19 protein-coding genes are annotated in these 17,643 nt (G+C 43.6%); 7 read left to right on the top strand and 12 right to left on the bottom strand.

Features of this window, described 5'->3' with window-relative positions; translation table 11 throughout:
* Positions 1-26: 26 nt before the first annotated feature.
* From ACFFGT_RS30365 to ACFFGT_RS30345, 5 genes are all read right to left on the bottom strand, one after another.
* On the bottom strand, positions 27-2,168 hold the full coding sequence (locus ACFFGT_RS30365; RefSeq protein ID WP_377026277.1) for a carboxypeptidase-like regulatory domain-containing protein: 2,142 nt from the start codon (positions 2,166-2,168) through the stop codon (positions 27-29).
* Between the two features lie 15 nt (positions 2,169-2,183).
* Positions 2,184-3,170, bottom strand: coding sequence for a FecR family protein (locus tag ACFFGT_RS30360; RefSeq protein WP_377026276.1), 987 nt, complete (start codon positions 3,168-3,170; stop codon positions 2,184-2,186).
* The gene (locus ACFFGT_RS30355; RefSeq protein ID WP_377026275.1) at positions 3,167-3,751 is read right to left on the bottom strand and encodes an RNA polymerase sigma-70 factor; all 585 of its coding nucleotides are present in this window, start codon (positions 3,749-3,751) and stop codon (positions 3,167-3,169) included. The genes ACFFGT_RS30360 and ACFFGT_RS30355 overlap by 4 nt, the downstream gene beginning before the upstream one ends.
* A gap of 167 nt (positions 3,752-3,918) precedes the next feature.
* Complete coding sequence (locus ACFFGT_RS30350) at positions 3,919-4,395, bottom strand: hypothetical protein (RefSeq protein ID WP_377026274.1); 477 nt, start codon at positions 4,393-4,395, stop codon at positions 3,919-3,921.
* Between the two features lie 4 nt (positions 4,396-4,399).
* A complete protein-coding gene (locus ACFFGT_RS30345) occupies positions 4,400-5,362 on the bottom strand; it encodes a heme-binding domain-containing protein (RefSeq protein WP_377026273.1) in 963 nt (320 codons plus the stop codon).
* Between the two features lie 230 nt (positions 5,363-5,592).
* On the opposite strand from ACFFGT_RS30345, the gene ACFFGT_RS30340 reads away from it, so the two are divergent.
* The 3 genes from ACFFGT_RS30340 to ACFFGT_RS30330 all read left to right on the top strand — a co-directional run bounded on the left by ACFFGT_RS30340 (position 5,593) and on the right by ACFFGT_RS30330 (position 8,158).
* Positions 5,593-6,663, top strand: coding sequence for a serine hydrolase domain-containing protein (locus ACFFGT_RS30340; RefSeq protein ID WP_377026272.1), 1,071 nt, complete (start codon positions 5,593-5,595; stop codon positions 6,661-6,663).
* A 13-nt stretch (positions 6,664-6,676) separates the two neighbouring features.
* Entirely contained in the window at positions 6,677-7,237 is a 561-nt protein-coding gene (locus ACFFGT_RS30335) for an AraC family transcriptional regulator (RefSeq protein ID WP_377026271.1), read from the top strand.
* Between the two features lie 186 nt (positions 7,238-7,423).
* Positions 7,424-8,158 (top strand): heavy-metal-associated domain-containing protein, encoded by a 735-nt coding sequence (locus ACFFGT_RS30330; protein ID WP_377026270.1) that lies wholly within the window; start codon positions 7,424-7,426, stop codon positions 8,156-8,158.
* 145 nt (positions 8,159-8,303) lie between these two features.
* Here ACFFGT_RS30330 and ACFFGT_RS30325 read toward each other — a convergent pair whose 3' ends face one another.
* The 3 genes from ACFFGT_RS30325 to ACFFGT_RS30315 form a co-directional block, all read right to left on the bottom strand.
* Positions 8,304-8,939 carry a hypothetical protein gene (locus tag ACFFGT_RS30325; RefSeq protein WP_377026269.1) on the bottom strand — a complete coding sequence of 212 codons (636 nt, stop codon included), beginning with the start codon at positions 8,937-8,939 and terminating at the stop codon, positions 8,304-8,306.
* Positions 8,940-9,058: 119 nt separating this feature from the next.
* A complete protein-coding gene (locus tag ACFFGT_RS30320) occupies positions 9,059-9,337 on the bottom strand; it encodes a NifU family protein (protein ID WP_112568188.1) in 279 nt (92 codons plus the stop codon).
* 31 nt (positions 9,338-9,368) lie between these two features.
* A complete protein-coding gene (locus tag ACFFGT_RS30315; RefSeq protein WP_377026268.1) occupies positions 9,369-10,457 on the bottom strand; it encodes an Mrp/NBP35 family ATP-binding protein in 1,089 nt (362 codons plus the stop codon).
* A gap of 115 nt (positions 10,458-10,572) precedes the next feature.
* On the opposite strand from ACFFGT_RS30315, the gene ACFFGT_RS30310 reads away from it, so the two are divergent.
* Together ACFFGT_RS30310 and ACFFGT_RS30305 are read left to right on the top strand one after the other, a co-directional pair.
* The gene (locus ACFFGT_RS30310) at positions 10,573-12,828 is read left to right on the top strand and encodes a transglycosylase domain-containing protein (RefSeq protein ID WP_377026267.1); all 2,256 of its coding nucleotides are present in this window, start codon (positions 10,573-10,575) and stop codon (positions 12,826-12,828) included.
* Positions 12,829-13,313: 485 nt separating this feature from the next.
* Positions 13,314-13,943, top strand: coding sequence for an NAD(P)H-dependent oxidoreductase (locus tag ACFFGT_RS30305; protein WP_377026266.1), 630 nt, complete (start codon positions 13,314-13,316; stop codon positions 13,941-13,943).
* A gap of 83 nt (positions 13,944-14,026) precedes the next feature.
* On the opposite strand, the gene ACFFGT_RS30300 is transcribed toward ACFFGT_RS30305, so the two are convergent.
* On the bottom strand, positions 14,027-15,037 hold the full coding sequence (locus ACFFGT_RS30300) for a LacI family DNA-binding transcriptional regulator (protein WP_377026265.1): 1,011 nt from the start codon (positions 15,035-15,037) through the stop codon (positions 14,027-14,029).
* Positions 15,038-15,246: 209 nt separating this feature from the next.
* On the opposite strand from ACFFGT_RS30300, the gene ACFFGT_RS30295 reads away from it, so the two are divergent.
* Together ACFFGT_RS30295 and ACFFGT_RS30290 are read left to right on the top strand one after the other, a co-directional pair.
* Positions 15,247-15,612 carry a response regulator gene (locus ACFFGT_RS30295; protein ID WP_377026264.1) on the top strand — a complete coding sequence of 122 codons (366 nt, stop codon included), beginning with the start codon at positions 15,247-15,249 and terminating at the stop codon, positions 15,610-15,612.
* Positions 15,613-15,730: 118 nt separating this feature from the next.
* The gene (locus ACFFGT_RS30290; protein ID WP_377026263.1) at positions 15,731-15,961 is read left to right on the top strand and encodes a hypothetical protein; all 231 of its coding nucleotides are present in this window, start codon (positions 15,731-15,733) and stop codon (positions 15,959-15,961) included.
* Positions 15,962-15,968: 7 nt separating this feature from the next.
* On the opposite strand, the gene ACFFGT_RS30285 is transcribed toward ACFFGT_RS30290, so the two are convergent.
* The 3 genes from ACFFGT_RS30285 to modB all read right to left on the bottom strand — a co-directional run bounded on the left by ACFFGT_RS30285 (position 15,969) and on the right by modB (position 17,637).
* The gene (locus ACFFGT_RS30285) at positions 15,969-16,253 is read right to left on the bottom strand and encodes a hypothetical protein (protein ID WP_377026262.1); all 285 of its coding nucleotides are present in this window, start codon (positions 16,251-16,253) and stop codon (positions 15,969-15,971) included.
* A gap of 89 nt (positions 16,254-16,342) precedes the next feature.
* Positions 16,343-16,969, bottom strand: coding sequence for a sulfate/molybdate ABC transporter ATP-binding protein (locus ACFFGT_RS30280; protein ID WP_377026261.1), 627 nt, complete (start codon positions 16,967-16,969; stop codon positions 16,343-16,345).
* On the bottom strand, positions 16,966-17,637 hold the full coding sequence (gene modB, locus ACFFGT_RS30275; RefSeq protein ID WP_377026260.1) for a molybdate ABC transporter permease subunit: 672 nt from the start codon (positions 17,635-17,637) through the stop codon (positions 16,966-16,968). Before modB ends, ACFFGT_RS30280 begins: the two co-directional genes overlap by 4 nt.
* Positions 17,638-17,643: the final 6 nt, after the last annotated feature.

Below are 17,643 nucleotides of genomic sequence, written 5' to 3'. Positions count from 1 at the left end.
TTTACCCCTACGCGGGTACTTACATTTTATTTGCTTAGCTTAAGCCGGTATCCCAACCTAAGGGCAAACTGCTTATAGTAAAAACCGTAGTCTTCAAATTTAAACCCGGTTTCCATACCACTCTGAAAGCTAAAGCCCGCTCCTGCCGAAATCATCATGGCCCTATAAGGCTTATACACGAGTGGAGAAGAAAGATTGGAGAAGGAATAATAAGGCTCCTTGAACAGACCAAAGGCCACACCCACATCGCCGGAGATATAAAATGCGCTTCCGGTTTTAAGCCTTACCCCTACTTTTAACGGTATCATGCTGCGTGTCTGGTCATAAATATTAATAGTACCATCTCCGTAAATTGGCGGGTATCCTTTATCAACGGGGAAATAAGTATAACCTGTTGTTATGATGCCAGAGATGTGTTCACCCAAATCGCGCTGAACAAAAAGCTCTGCACCATATACTTTGCTATAGGGATCGTCCCAGCCAAAACCGGCGGTTAACGCCCCTCCCAAATACCAGGCCCGGCTGTTATCCACTGTTTTTTTCATCGGTTTAAAAACCGAATTGAATGCCACTCCCGCTTCCCAGCCTACCCAATTGCGGGTTTGATGGCCCGTGGCAGCTTGTTCCGGGTAATCGGATATATGGGTAACATTTTTATATCCGTCCAAATGGAATGAGCCACTATGGTTGTAGCTGTTAAAAACCGGGCCTGCCATCAGGCTGATGTATTTGGATAACTGCACATTAAGCAACATCTTGGCCTGGAGCCAGCGGTCGTCCCACAAGCCTGTGTAGGCAGCCTGGTATGCCATTTCGGCCGAAACATAAAAACTATTGCTCAGCATAAAATCATGCCCGATACCTAAACCAAATGAATGCAGTTTGTTGCCGGGCGAAATATTGGTACCGATAAGCAAAGTACTGTAAAAATTATGCGTGCCCGTTTTAAGCGAAACATTGGTATTGGTAACATCATTGGTTGTTAAAGAAACCTTATAAAACCCGTTACCGATGATATTTACCAACCCGATGCTCGCTCCCGACGAGGTATCAACAGTGTTTACCAAACCTATTTGTAATCCCTTTAGCTTATGCGCACTATTGTTTAATGACGCTAACTGCAACCCTTCAACCGTGCTTTCGGCCTTGTTGATAAACCCGGCTGCCTGGATGCCCCTTACGGTATCTAAAGCCCGGTTGTGCACCCCGGCAACCTGGATGCCGGTAACCTTTCCTCCTACCAAATTGAAAACCGTAGCCAGCTGCACATATTTGGCATCCATTTTATTGATGTTGAACAGGCCTCCAAACTCAAAGCCGTTCACCCCTGCAGTATAACCTCCGGCAATATTCAATGAAAACTTATTAACCACCTGCGGACTAAACATACCATGTGAGCTAAGCCCCGGCGTTAAAGATACCTGGAACGGCCGTTTAGCAAAAAAATCAGGAATGTTTAAACTCTGGATCCGCTGTTTGGCCGATATGAACAAACGGCCCATACCGGTTCTTTCAACCCGGTTGTTCCGGCTTATTGTATTGTCATAAACATCCGGCTTAAAGCGGCTGCTTATCGATACCGTTTGCAGGAAATTAATGGAAGTATCCCTGTACGCTAACTTACTCGCCGTAAGACTGATCCGCCCCGGATTATCAGCCCTGAATTTAATGCGGAAGTAACCGTGCTCATCTGTTAAAACAGATACCAGCTGCTCCTTAACGTAAACACTGGCATTCATCAGCCGCTCGCCTGTACGCTCGTTAACTACCAGGCCGCTTATGGAGTAATTGTTATTATTATCATTGGTAATATCCGTATTCACTAACGACAGGTAAGGCAGTCGCCCGGTTATCACGAGGTATCCTTTATACTCCTGGAGCTCATATTTATCATGTAAAAGTGAGCCCAAAACCTCCGATACCGTTTGATTATCCACGGCGATGCTCACGAGGCTATCCTGCGGCAGCAATTTGGCATTATAAGAAAAATTAAACTCGCCCTTTTTGCTTACCGCTTGTAAAACATCGGCTAAACGGGCGCGGTCAAAACTTACGGAAACCCGTTTATTAAAAATACTTTGGGCCTGCGTGTGCCCAAAGCAAAACATCAGCATAAATAAAATGATTACGTGATAGGGTTTTGGTATTTTTGCAGCTGTAATTATCATTAAGGCGATAAGGCTTTATTTGAGGATGATTTTACCCTGCTGTTTCTCGGCAGTTATGTTTAGGGTAAGTTCTATTATTTTCAGGATAGTCTCTGGGTCATCCATCATTTTTAAGTTTCCGGTCATTTGCAGGTTATTCAATTCCTTTCGCCCTATTATAATGTTGGTTCCATAGATCTCATTTAACGCTGCTACAAGCCGGGGTAAGGGAATGTTTTTAAAAGAAAGCTCATTACTGCGATAATAGGTGTATAAATTATCCTTGTTGCGGAATTTGATGAACCCGCCAGTTCCCGGGTTTAATGATGCCACATCGCCGGATTTAAGGATTACCCTGGTTTTATCCAGTCCATTTGTTACCTGCACAACGCCTGTTTCTACAATTACTTCAACCCAACCATTCTTGTTTTTCACATTGAACGAAGTGCCCACAACTTTTATAGTGGCAATACCGGTAGTAATAATAAACGGCTTGGTCTTGTTATGTGCTATATTGAAAAATGCCTCCCCTTTAACCAGTGAAACCAACCGCTGGTTCCCGCTGAATTTTTCGGGATGATCAAGCCGGGTAAATTTATTGAGCGTTACTATTGATCCATCGGATAAAGTATCTATTTTAACCCCGGCCTGGCTTTCAAACCGCACCTCCGGATTGGCGAACTTAACGAACCAGATCCAGCCACAGCCTGCAATTAAAAATATGGCCGCCGCTATTTTCAGCCAGGTATATTTATTCCTTATTGGTACAACTTTGGCGCGCTGTTCCTTTGCATCGGCGGCCCTTTGCTTTACTTTTTGCAACGAAGCATGAGCATCTATACCAGTATCGCCCTTGAAGTTCTTACTGCCATCCCAAATCAATCTGAACTGTTCAAGCCTACGCTGGTTTTCGGCATTCTGTGTACGCCACTCTTCAATCAGCTGTATCTGCTCTGCCGAAACCTCGTTAAGCAAATAACTGATCAGCAGATCGTCTGTTATTATATGTAAAGGTTCGTTCATTTTAATAATTTAATAAAAAACCATATCAGTAACGGTAAGTAATCGGCCAGTTGTGTCCGTAAACGTTTAAGCGCCTTCACCATTTGGTTATCCACTGTTTTGATGGAAAGCCCAAGCTGACTGGCTATCTCCGCATATTTAAGTTCATCAAAACGGCTCATCTGGAAAATGATCCGGCATTGTTCGGGCAGATCATTTATAGCCTTGAGCAGGCGCTGCTCAAATTCCCGGTATTGCATTTTGCTTAGCGGGCTATCAGAATGGTTGTCGGCTTCATGCATAATGTGCTGCTGATGTTTTTGTTTAACCTTTTGGTGTTTAAAATAATTCATACACTCATTATGCACCGACCGGTACAGGTACGCCTTAAGCGAAGTATGGATATTAACCGGTTCATCCCGCTCCAGGATCTTTAAAAACACATCCTGTACTATTTCATCGGCATGGGTAGTATCATTAACCATGGTATAGGCATAATGATGCAATGCAGGATAATGCTCAAGGTAAACCCTGTCAAATTCCTGCTCATCTGCATTTAAATGCAGTATATACGGTATGGTATGCGTATTATCTGTAGGCAAACGTGGGCTGTAAATTACTATTTTAAACGTTAATTAAACAGCAGACAACAACAGGCCACGATACCCCTATCCATAAATGAAATATTTTGTGGGCGTTTTATAAAAATAAAAAAGCCGGTGTATCGAAAGTTGATACACCGGCTTTTTCACTTTTGTGAGCTCGTTCACTACGGCATAACCGAAGGCTTCTGCCCTAAAATATATTTAATTCTCTCAGCCTGCCCCAATGTATCGGATTTTACCGCAAGCCCTTTCCCTTCAAGCTGCTGATAGTTAATGGCAACGCTATTCCCTGATGCGGCTGTTTTGATCACCTCCACAGATTCAACATCCGATGGGATCTTCGCGCCGAACCAATGGTCATCGTCCTGTTGTTTCCAGGTAACCAGGGTAAACTCTTCATTGGCGGCAAGTGCTTTGTTTCCATCAATAGCAGATTTCAAAGCCAGGTCATTACCGTAAAGCGTGGAGGCAGTCCCCTGCTTCTTATTAACAAAAGAGGTGATCACTTTAAGGCCGTCGAGGTTATATTGTGGCGATGCTGGCAGCGCGGCTTTAGTGTTGTACAACTCAACCGGTTGATTATTGGAGCAGGCCGTAAACATTAACGTACAGGCTGCCATTAAACTATATAATGTTTTCATGGGTTTAGTGTTTAATTGGTTGGGTAAATACAAAATCTTCGGCGGCCAGGGGCTTGTGGCAATTCATACATTCTGTTGCAAACATTACGTTAGCGCCACCATAAGGGACCATCTTAGGGGTTTTAAACCGGGCCCAGCCCCAGCCATAAGTAGCGGCGTATTTTTTATCGTCCTTGATCATGTATTCCACCTGTTTAAACTCACCGGTGTGGGTAGTTCCGTCTTTATCCTGTAGCTGCGCCCAGGCCACTTTGGCAAATATGGCGCCGTTTGGCCATGGGTGGATCTTGTTTTCTTTAATGGCTTTCACCGCGATATTGTTACCGAAAATTACACGCAATGTATTGTTATCAAAGCGCTCGGTGGTACTTATGGGCTGCCAATTTTTATAATCGGGAATATAAGAGATGCCGTTAGCGGCTGTTGGCAATTTACTGATCGCCGTTTCATTTTTTTGCCAGTGCTGATACTGTTTATCAGCAGCATTAATGGCAGTCGTGTCAGCTGGCTTACTATGCACCATCCCGGCAAGGTAGTTTTTTAATACTTCCAGATCGGCAGGTGACACTTTCGCCTCGGTGTGTACAGCTGTATAGCTTGGCAAGGGCATTGCACCTGCTATTATTTGGTTTATCGATTCCCAAAGTTTTCCTTTCTGATCGGCCGGGGCAAGCTTATTCCATTCCGAAAAATTAAGGTCTGCCCTCCCTTCCTTAATGTGCGATGCTACCCCCCAATAAACCGGTGCTATTTTATCGAACCAACGCAAATTGGTGTTATTGGAATGGCAATCATAACAAGCACGCTGAATAATGGCCTTAACATCCGCCGGGGCCTCAATATCGCCTGTTACCGGTGGGTTAGGCACATCCGGATGTACAAACTGGATGCTCACAAAGCCCGCCAATAAGATCAGGATAATGATAAATGTTTTTCGTTGATACACGGGTTTTCTGTTGGTTTTCATAGCCTTTCGGTTTTGCAATACAAAGAAAAGTACAATCCCCGGTAATGAATATTACAATTAGTTGAGTCGGTAAAAACAATCGTTTAACAGGCAAAAAAGGAAGTTGAGCTTACAAATCATATCCATTTCTTGCACCTGCCCCTGATTTTTCAGCCCCACCCTGCTATTTTGATAACCGAATAAATATTAAATTAGCTTTACCGGCCAACTATCCAACAAGTCATTCAAAAATGAAAACAAGATCAATCCTTCTCCTAACAATCATCATACTTTCCGCTATCAAAGCCAGTGCACAGTACAACTTCAGCAAAGTTGATAGCTGGCTAAATGATCATGCCTCAGAAATGGGAGGCCGGGTGGTGCTTGTTGTTTATAAAGATGGTAAGGTTGTTTACAACCATGCCGTTAATGATATGAACATGAGGCAAAAGTTTGTTGGCCGCATGATTGCCCGCAAACAAGGCAAAAAGGCCGATCTGGATGATTATACTTCTACCTCGCGAGCGGCGATTGCAAGCTGCAGTAAATGGCTCAGTGCTGCTTTGGTGATGACTTTTGTTGATGAAGGAAAATTGAAATTAACGGATACCGTTGGTAAATATCTAAGGGTACTATCTCAAAATGGCAAGGGTGGTATCACCATCGGGCAGTGCCTGTCGCACCAAGCCGGGATCAAAACTCCACCATTAAAGGAAAGCCTGCAGGAAATGCGCCAGGAAAACTCCATGGATGAGGCCATGGCTGATATTGCCGCGTTGCCAATGGAGGGCACACCCGGAAAAGTTTTTCATTACAGCAATGCCGGCCTGCAAATTGCCGGGGCAATCATCGAAAAGATTAGCGGCAAAAACTTTGAAACCCTTTTTGCCGAACGCATTGCCCAGCCGCTTAACCTCCTGCATACCGATTTTGGCAACGCCAAAGTAGCCTTACCGGCCGGAGGTGCTTACAGTACGCCCGAAGATTACCTGACTTTTTTAACCATGATCATGAACCACGGTGTTTTTAACGGAAAGCGTATCCTGAGCGAAAACAGTATAGCCCAGATGCAGGTAAACAGGATCACATCGGATGTTAAGATAGCCTACTCCCCTGCCGAAGCGGGTGGTTTAGGTTATGGCTACGGTGAGTGGATGTTTGATGAGCATACGGTAAGCAGCCCGGGATTGTTCGGGAGTTTTCCCTGGATAGATAAGGATAAAAAATACGCTGCTTTTATGATGACATTTTACATCAAAAGCGATGGCAGGCAACAACGCTACCACGAGCTGAAACAACTGGTAGATGAGGCCGTAAAGTAGTAGTTTTGCAACCATGAAGCTGTACATAAAAAACATGGTTTGCAGCCGCTGCAAAATGATGGTAAAAACCGAGCTGGAAAAAGCCGGGATGCAGCCTGTTTCGGTTGATCTTGGCGAAGTGGAGGTTAAAGAAACCCCTGCTCCGGCACAGCTTAAACAATTGGAAGGCGCATTAAATGAACTTGGCTTTGAGCTCATCGATGATCAAAAGAGCCGTGTTATTGAACAGATCAAAACGCTGATCATTGAGCAGGTGCATCATACAAAGGGGCAATCGCCGCTAAAACTTTCGGCCCTCCTTAGTTCAAAACTTAATTATGACTACGGTTACCTGAGCAATCTGTTTTCGGCTGTTGAGGGTTCAACCATCGAAAAATACTACATAGCCCAGCGGATTGAAAAAGTGAAGGAGCTGCTGATTTACGACGAACTTAGTCTTTCGGAAATTGCTTTTCAATTAACTTACAGCAGCGTAGCCTACCTGTCGAGCCAGTTTAAACAGGTAACCGGGATGACACCATCTGCTTTTAAGGCCTTGCAGGGAAGCAAGCGCAGGAATATAGAAGATATATGAAAAAGCAGGAGCTTTCATCAGTCTGAGCCTGTCGAAGACCCGAATGTAGAGGCCTGTCATCCTGAGCCTGTTGAAGGACGCGCACAGAGGCCCCTTCACCTGTAAATCTTATAAATCATACCCATAATAGTATAACAGCCCCCCTGCCTGCCCATGGTAATTTTGTACTAACAAATACAAATTATCATGACACATACATATAACATTACCGGCATGACCTGCACCGGCTGCCTGGCCAAAGTTCAGGAGATCTTATCACAAGTAAATAATGTAGAAAAAGTTGATATTTCCCTGGCTGAAGGAACTGCCGATATCACCATGAAAAAGCATGTAGTAACCGCCGATCTTCAGCAGGCCCTTGCCGCTTATCCCAAATATCAGCTTAGCGAAGCGGAAGCACATCACCACACCATGAGCATGGCCGATGATACTGAAAACCGCAGCTGGCTGCAAACCTACAAACCGATCCTGCTCATTTTCGGTTATATTTTAGTCGCATCAATAATTGCCGGGAGCTACGCCGGTGGATTTAACACCATTACAGCCATGCGTATTTTCATGAGCGGCTTTTTCCTCGTGTTCTCCTTTTTTAAGCTCCTGGATATTGCCGGTTTTGCCGATAGCTATGCCATGTATGATGTAGTGGCCAAACGTTGGCGCAGATGGGGTTATGCTTATGTTTTTGTTGAATTAGGTTTAGGGCTTGCCTTTGCACTTAATATTGCCCCGGTAACAGTTAACGCCATTATGGTTGCGGTAATGACAATAAGCCTTATCGGTGTGCTGCAAAGCGTTTTCAACAAAAGGAAGATCCGCTGTGCATGTCTTGGTGCTGTGTTTAATCTGCCAATGAGCACAGTTACCATTATTGAGGATGGGCTGATGATTTTGATGGGGGTTGTGATGCTGGGGATAATGTAAAGGCCTAAAAAGAAAATATCATACGATAGAACAGCGGCCAGGGCGAGGGCTTAGTCGCCCTCCATTGTTCATCGACATTTGGTTTTATGAATCAATAAGTTCCGAAAAACGAGCTTACACAATCGCTTCAAATGAACGGCAGATCTTAGTTGTGACTGTTACTCTTATCCCCATCAGATATTGACTTGATGAGGCTGCCCCATGCAAGCGGGTTTAGCAGAGGGTTGGGGGTAAGCGAATGTGAGTTCAGGATAGTGGTATGCATACTTTGTGCACTGGCCGATTGTATTTCCTGGGCATCGCGGGGTAAGGTATTGTACAGGGCCGATAGCGTAGCTTTGCTGATATTTTTACGGGCTATTTCCAGGTCATCATCAGCAAGCTTTATAGCCAGGAAGTCTTTTTTAAACTCATCAGTAGTTGCCCAAGGGAAAACGTGGAAAGTAGGCAGGTTGATGATCTGCGCTTTCATAGATACCTGGGTAGTATAGCTTTCGTTTGGCAGGCCTGAAGGTATAACCACCGTAACCGGGCCATACCCAACGCAGGTAAAACGAAGCGTATCGCGCTCGTGTACTACAAATGAAAAATAGCCTTTATAGTTGGATACATTAACGATATTATGAGCTGTAGTATTGGTAATGGTTACATAAGGGATAGTGATCTTTGAGCTATCGGCATTATGTACGATACCTGTAAACTGCACAACGGGGCGGTCTTTGCTTTGTGCAAAAGCGCCCATCGAAACAAATAATAGCAGTAAACCAAATAAATATTTCATAAAACATTAACTACTTAGCTCAACATATATTACGCTGCTTCGGCCAAAATAGTTTTCAAACTTTATCAAAAGTAAGTCATATCCCCTAATTGAACCGGAGATTTAACATTACTTAACAACTACCTTAAATTTTCGGGAAGCACGGCGTTGGGGTCATCAATGTCCGTAAGGTTTATGGCCTCAATAGCAGTAACTTCGGGCACAGCTTTTTTAATAGCCTGCTCAATACCTGCTTTAAGGGTCATGATGCTCATTGGGCATGATCCGCATGAACCCAATAGTTTTAATTTAACTACACCTTCAGGAGTTATCTCCTCAACAGAAACATTCCCCCCATCAGCCTCCAAATACGGACGGATAGTATCTAAAGCTGCTTCAACCTGATTTAATAAACTCATTTTTATCAATTTATAACGTTATGTAAAGTTATTAATTATTTACAATATTTTCTGCACTCATTGCTTTGGCGTTTGATATGGCCACCTGCTGGGCAACACGCTCGGCCATTTTCACAAAAGCCGCAGTCATCGGGCCGTCTTCTTCAAGTACAGTTGGCCTGCCAGCATCACCCGAATCACTGATACTTTTGATCAGCGGGATCTCACCCAAAAACGGAACATTAAGCTGTGCTGCCAGTTTTTGACCTCCGCCTTTACCAAATATATAATATTTGTTATCCGGCAGTTCGGCAGGTGTAAAGTACGACATGTTTTCAACCACGCCCAATATCGGTACATTGATGGCCGGCATCATGAACATGCCAATCCCTTTTTTGGCATCGGCAAGGGCCACGTTTTGCGGCGTAGTAACAATTACAGCGCCCGTTACCGGGAAGCTTTGCGTTACGGTAATGTGGATATCACCCGTGCCCGGCGGCAGGTCGATCACCAAATAATCCAGTTCGCCCCAGTCGGCATCATTAAACAATTGTTTTACAGCTGTTGATACCATTGGCCCTCGCCATGGTACAGGCTGGTTAGGATCAGTAAAGAAACCTATTGAAAGTAGCTTAATGCCATATTTTTCGATAGGCTCAATGCGTGTTTTGCCATCAATCTGGCTGGCCATTGGGCGTGCGCCCTCCAAACCAAACATAATTGGCACCGACGGACCGTAAATATCAGCATCGATCATCCCTACTTTAGCGCCCGATTTTGCCAAACCCAAAGCAAGGTTTGCCGCCACGGTTGATTTACCAACGCCGCCTTTACCTGATGCTACCGCGATGATATTTTTTACGCCCGGTACCCCGGTGTTTTTTTGCGAGGTAACGCGCGAGGTCATGTTGATATTGATAACAGCCTCTTTACTCACAAAATGCAGGACGGCGTTGCGGCAGGCATTCTCTATCATGGCCTTCAGCGGACATGCCGGTGTAGTCAGGATCACCGAGAAGCTAACGTTGTTGCCATCAATATGAATATCCTGGATCATGTTGAGCGTAACCAGGTCTTTTTTCAAATCCGGCTCTTCAACATTGCCCAGTGCTTGTAAAACTTGTTCTTTAGTAATTGTCATAATATGAGGCAAATTTATGAAAACAGGCCGTTGATTGAGTTTATCAGGAAACAATTTGCAAAAACAACCGTTTGCAGGGGATAAGATTTAGTTTAGTTTTGGATAAAATTAACAAATGAAGCGCCTTAATCCTAAATATATACGCATAGCCGCATACATTCTCGTTCCCTTAATTCTTATTCTGCTTATCGGCGGATATATTGCCTACTCAAAACGCGGAGCCCTGCTCGAAAAAGCCATCGACAAAGCTAAATTAAAAGCAAAGAGGGATTATAATTTAGATGTAAAAATAGGATCGGCAAAATTTACCGGTTTCAGTACGGTTTCCTTCACTGATATCAGCATTGTACCTGACGGCCGCGATAGTTTGCTGAGTATCAAAAACTTTTCGGTAAGTGTACGGGTTATGCCGTTACTGCTCGGTGAGGTAAAACTTTCAGATGTTGTATTACAGGATGGGTTCATCCACCTGATCAATAAAGGCGGGGTTAAGAATTTCGATTTCCTGTTTAAAAAGAAAAAGGACTCGACAGCTACCGATACCAAGGCCGATTTGAGCAATATCGCCCATAACCTGATCAACGAGGTGCTTTATAAGATCCCTGACAATTTATCGCTCAATAATTTTATGATCAGCTTTAAGAGTGACAGCGACCAGCTTAAGCTTTTGGCCCAAACTGCGCTGATCAGAAATGGGCAGCTAAGTTCCACCATAAAGGTTAATGATGGCGAAGCTATCTGGCATTTTGCCGGCAAAATGCATCCATCGGATAAAGACATCGATGTGATGTTGTATGCCGACAACCACCAAAAAGTGGAGCTGCCTATCATCGAAAAGAAATTTAACCTGAAGCTTAATTTCGATACGCTGCAAACCAAACTCTCCAGGGAGGATCACAGCAGTGGCGAAACCATCATCTCGGGTTCATGGTCGGTTAAAAACCTCCTGATTCATCACCCGGGGATTTCATCTGCCGATATTGTATTTCCTGCGGCTGCTATTGATGCTGATGTTAAAGTGGGCACCAACTATGTATCTATCGATAGTACTTCGACAATCCATGTAAAAAAATTAACCGCACACCCATACGTTAAGTACACACTTAACCCGGTAAAAATTTATGAACTGAAACTCAATACCGGCTGGCTTAATGCTGCTGATATGTTTGATTCGTTCCCTACCGGGATGTTTGATGCGCTTGATGGCATCCAGGTTGCCGGTAAGCTGAACTATCACATGAATTTTTATATGGATGCTTCGAAACCGGATGACCTGATATTTGATTCGGGCATGGATAAGGATAATTTCAAAATCCTGAAATTTGGCCGTACCGATTTAACCAAGCTTAACAGTCCGTTTATATACACGCCATATGAAAAGGGCAAACCAATGGCGCCGCACCTGATTGGCCCTGATAATTCAGAGTTTACGCCATTGCAGCAGATCTCGCCTAATTTGAGGAATGCGGTAATGACAGCCGAAGACCCTTCGTTTTACACCAATCATGGTTTTGTGATGGAGGCCATCCGTAAATCAATAGCTACCGACTTTAAAACAAAAAAATACAAACGCGGCGGCAGCGGCATCTCTCAGCAGCTGGTTAAAAATGCATTCCTGAGCCGGGAAAAAACCATGGCCCGCAAAATAGAGGAGATCCTGATTGTGTGGCTTATTGAAAATAACCGCATCATGACTAAAGACAGGATGCTTGAGGTTTACTTTAACATTATTGAGTGGGGCCGCAATATTTATGGCATAGGCGAGGCCTCGCATTACTACTTTGGCAAAGCCCCATCTGAACTTAGTTTGGGTGAAAGTATTTACCTGGCCAGCATAGTACCTTATCCTAAAGGCGGCCTGTACGCTTTTCAGCCGGATGGCACCTTACGCCCGGGGCTGCACGGCTATTTTAACCTGATAGGTAAGCTGATGGCCATGAAAGGATATACCGCCCGTGATACCAATGCCTACGGATTTTACGAGGTACGCTTAAGGGAAAGCCTGCGCCGCCAGATTGCCCCTGTTGATACTGCCACCGCCGATAGCCTCATGAAACAAGGCGGTGCTGATGACGACGGAATTTTACCCGTTGTTGAAGAGCCGGTAAAGAGGCCAAACTTTTTCCAGCGCCTCTTCGGTAAAAAAGATACCACCGAACAAAAGGCCGAAGAAAAGCTGAAGCAAAAGGAACAGACAATTAAAGAGCAGATCAAAGCGCAAATAGAAGCCCTCAAAGCCGAATACAAAACCAGGATAGATGCCGTTGATACCACTGGTGGACGGACGCGGAAAGAAGTACGGCAGGAAAAACGACGGTTACGGGACGAAGAGAATGAAAAGGAAAAGGAATTGAAGGATAAGATGCCGTAAAGGCGATAACAACATCTCCACCCGTCATTGCGAGTAACCATCAGGGAAATCCTGAAAAAAACCGTGATGACGTATAGAATATGTTTTAGCGATGGTGCGCGGGGGCCGCGTTAGTGATAGTAGCGGATACCGGCCTTGTGGCTAATGCCTGTGCAGTATGAGCGGATAGCACGGGCCGCAGGCAACGCCCATATTTATAAATCGATCGAAAAATATACTTAATAATCAATAACTTACAATTACGTCATTATAAGGTACGAAGCAATCCCCAACTATACAGGGAGACTTGTAAAGCTGCTCTGCTAATAGGGGATTGCTTCGTACCTCGCAATGACGGGAGTTTAAAAATGGACATTCTGCTTGGCAGAATGTCCATTTTGTATTTATATCTAATCACAAAATAAAGCTAAAATCATCTCTTTACAATTGCATGGCTAAACATATATGTTTAAACATATATATTTGTTTCAACAATTGAGATAATCATGTCATTAGTAGAAAAATTACAATGGAGATCGGCCGTTAAGAAATTCGATCCCAGCAAAAAAATAAGTGCAGAACAATTAGAGGCCTTAAAAACAGCCATTCAATTAGCACCATCATCATTAGGCCTGCAATCATATAAAGTGATTGTTGTACAGGATGCAGAAACCAAACAAAAACTACGTGCTGTTGCGTATGACCAGGCACAGATTACCGATTCATCGGCTTTGTTTGTATTTGCTTCATTAACTAACCTTGATGAAGATTTCGGTAAAAAATTCATCGACCTTGTTGCTTCAACCCGCAGCATTGCTCGTGAAAGCCTTGCCGGTTACGAGCAAATGGTATTAGGCACCCTGGCCAGCCGTACAGATGAGCAAAAGGTTGAATGGTCACACAAACAGGCTTATATTGCTTTAGGCGTTTTATTGGCTGAAGCTGCCGAGCTTGGTGTTGATGCCGGTCCGATGGAAGGCTTTGATGCTGCAAAATTTGACGAAATCCTTGGCCTGAAAGAAAAAGGGTTAACTACCACAGTAATAGCCGCGGTAGGTTTCCGTGCCGAAGACGATGCTTACAGCAAAATGATAAAAGTACGCAGGCCGCAAAGCGAACTTTTTATTGAAGCGTAAGTTTAGGTTGATTGGGTGAGTGGTTGATTAGGTTAAGTGGTTTTAAGAATTGAATTTAAACCATTCACTCAATCAACCATTCACTACTCACCAATCGAAGATTTCCTGATAAACAGCTTTGATTTTAACACATGTTCCTTTTTAGGAGCGGAGCTATTGTTTTCAAGCGCTTCAAATAGCAATGTTGCCGCTTTTACGCCCATTTCGTAAGCGGGCTGCGTTATAGTTGAAAGGGGGGGCGATAGTAAAGGAGCTACCCTGAGGCTTGAAAAGCTGATCACTTTCAGATCATTTGGTATAGAGATACCAATATCATTACAAACATAATAGGTGGCAAAAGCCAAACGCTCAACCGAGCTGAAAATACCGTCGGGTTTAATTTCCAACAAAGCCTTTTTGAGGATCTTGTAGTTTACCTTTTCGTCATTGCTGCAATCAATGATCAGGTTATCATCAAAAGCAACCTTATGTTTGGCCAGGGCATCCAGATAGCCCTGCATCCGCACTTTACCTATCGAAATACTTTTATTAACTACCAGGTAAGCTACTTTTTTGCAGCCGGTTTTAATAAGATGCTCAGTTGCGGCAAAGCTGCTGTCATAATCGTTGGTAGTTACCTTGGCCGCTTCAATATCTTCATAAACGCGGTCGAAAAACACAACCGGCACATGTTTTTTTTCTAATTGACGCAGATAATTGTGGTCATTAGCCTCACCCGATACCGACATGATAATACCATCGGCCTTGCCGTTGTTAAGATAGTTTACAAATGATACTTCCTTTTCAAAAACATCATCGGTACGGTATAGTAAAATGTAGAAACCCTTTTTACGGGCAACCTCTTCAATGCCGTTTATCGCCTGCGAAAAAAAATCGTTAGCTATTTCGGGAACGATAACGGCCAGGGTCTTGGTTTTTTTATCACGAAGGCTGCTGGCATAATGGTTGGGCAAAAAGTTATGCTGTTTAGCGTAGGCCAAAATACGTTCTTTAGTATCTTTATTAATATCAGTGTTTCCGTTAAAGGCCCTCGAAATGGTTGATGTGGATATGTTGAGCTCCTTTGCCAGTTTTTTGATATTGATATTATCCATTTTTTGCTCGCTAAATCTATTTACTATGAGCCAAATGTAATAAAACAGATCAATTGTGTTTAATCATTAAGCGTATAAATGTTAAAATATCATTACAAAAATTAGTCATACCAGGACACGGCTCAGGCTTAATGCATAGGGCTTAACTGTAAGTTAATCAATGGCATGTGCTTTGCATTATCATTAATACCAAAAGCGGGGCATGGTTTATGGCAAAACGAATTTTAATAGTTGATGATAACGAGCTGATGATAGAGGTAATGACCTACATTTTGCTCGGCAACGGTTATCAAGTAGCCGCATCGACCCATGTTCAGCAAATTTTCAGGATCATTAAAGCATGCCACCCCGACCTGGTGATCCTGGATATTGATAGTGCCGGTATGGATGGCCGTGAGCTGTGCCGGCTCATTAAATTAAACCGGGCAACTAAAAATCTGCGGGTAATTGTTTGTTCCGAAAATGAAGAAAACGAAGCGCCAGAATCACAAAAAGGGGCGCCCGACGACGTTTTACAGAAACCATTTGGTATGAACAGCCTGATCCGCAAGGTTCAGCTACAGCTGGCGGCCTAATTGATAATTAAAATAATGTGCTGTAAATTAGGTTGTTAAGCCTCTAATTGGTATTGCTTTCAACCTGTTGTTGCTTTTGTAACAAGGGATGCGTATGTTTACCGGAGAGAAGATAAAGATGGGATTGCCACTAAGAATAACTTTCAACGATACCGATCACGTGTATCAAATTAATACCTCGCCAATTACCCCAACCACCAGCGAACTTGAAATCCTGTTAAATGGCGAGAAGATAATCCTTCAAAAAGACGACCGTCGTGTATGGATCCAAAAAGGAGAAGGCCCGGGAATTGACCCTGAACTTGCACAAGCTTTAGGACGGTCGGTTGCTTTGCGGTTTAGGATGTAAAAGCGGATTAATTAACTGTTGTCGCTGCTAACACCAGTAAGGTTTTTCCTTTCAATTTTTTGAGGGCTGGTGATATGTCGATTTGATCTTTTATTTCCAGGATCAGACCGATAAAAAACTCATTGGGTCTTTTGTCGCCAATTTCCACACTTTTTATTTTGATGGTTTTATCGTTTATGCAAACGTAATCACCTGCTGTAATCCCGCCTTCAATAATTTGCCCCGCAATCACTAACCCGCGACCGGTTATATTAAACCAATCCTGAAGCTGGAATTTAGCAGTGTTTTGCATGAGATTAAAGTATTAAAAATTGTTATTGCCTTCGGGCAGAAGCACGGTGCATATATTGACAAACGGTGAAATTGCGCAGTGCCGCGTTCTTAAAACAACGCCTCAAAATCCATAATCTCACCCTCAAACGCTTCCAGTTCCTGCAAATTATGACTTACAATAATTGTTGTAGCACCCAATTGCTTAATTAAGGGTTTAAGTTCATCCATCAACAAAGTCTTCATTTTACTGTCCAGTGCAGAAAATGGTTCATCTATCAAAAGCAGCTTTGGTTTGATAGCCAGCGCCCTTAAAATTGCCAGGCGTTGCTGCTGCCCGCCTGAAAGATAGTCGGGTTTATGATCAGTAAAACCATCCAGCCGGCCCAGTTGCAGCAGTTGCTTTATCCAGGCACCATCATTTGTGGCATATTCTAAGTGCTGTTGTACCGTCATGTTTGGGAACAAAGCATAATTCTGAAACACGAACCCGGTATTCCTTTTTTGGGGCGATAAGTTGATCTTTTGCTGATCATCAAACCAGGTAACACCATTAGCTATGATCTTCCCCTTTTCGGGCGCAGATAAACCGGCTATGATTTTGAGCAGCGTAGTTTTGCCTGAACCAGATGGGCCTAAAATTTTGGTAATACTGCCTGTACTAAACTGCCTCTTTATCCTGAGCAATTGCCGGCCGTGATAAGCTTTCAGCTTTATTTCAATATCGATGCTGATCATGCCAGCGGACCTTTCGCCTGGTATTTATTAAACACAAAAACGGCTATTACCAAAACAAACGTAATAGAAAATAAAATCAGCGAATAATTATTGGCCGATGCATAATCCATTTTCTCTACCGAATCGTAAACCGCAATAGAAGCTACCCTTGTAACTCCGGGGATGTTCCCTCCTATCATTAACACTACACCAAACTCGCCCAATGTATGGGCAAAGGTTAAAACAGCTGCGGTTAATAATGACGGCTTGATATTGGGCAGTAATACATACCGGAAAGTTTGCCATTCGGTTTTACCCATAGTATATGATGCTTCAGCCAGTGAACCCGGTAACTGCTGCAAGGCCGATTTTACAGGTCCAACCATAAATGGTATGCTGTAAATTACCGAAGCCAGGATCAATCCCGGGAAAGAAAAAACCAATTGTACATCAAATGTATTATGCAGCCATTTCCCTAAACCATGCTGCGGACTGAATGCCAGCAGCAAATAAAAGCCCAGCACCGATGGCGGCAGCACCAAAGGCATGGTAATAATTGCCTCAAAAATGATTTTGATAAACGACCGCCCCCTTGAAAGCCACCACGCAAATGGCAGCCCAATAAGCAGCAGCAACAAGGTAGTGATACCCGCCAACTTTAACGTGAGCCATATGGGCGATAGGTCCATTGATTA

The sequence above is a fragment of the Mucilaginibacter angelicae genome (assembly GCF_042434235.1).
In the GTDB taxonomy this organism is placed as follows: domain Bacteria; phylum Bacteroidota; class Bacteroidia; order Sphingobacteriales; family Sphingobacteriaceae; genus Mucilaginibacter; species Mucilaginibacter angelicae.
Note: the sequence above shows the minus strand (reverse complement) of the source record. Positions and strands in the feature narration are given on the sequence as shown.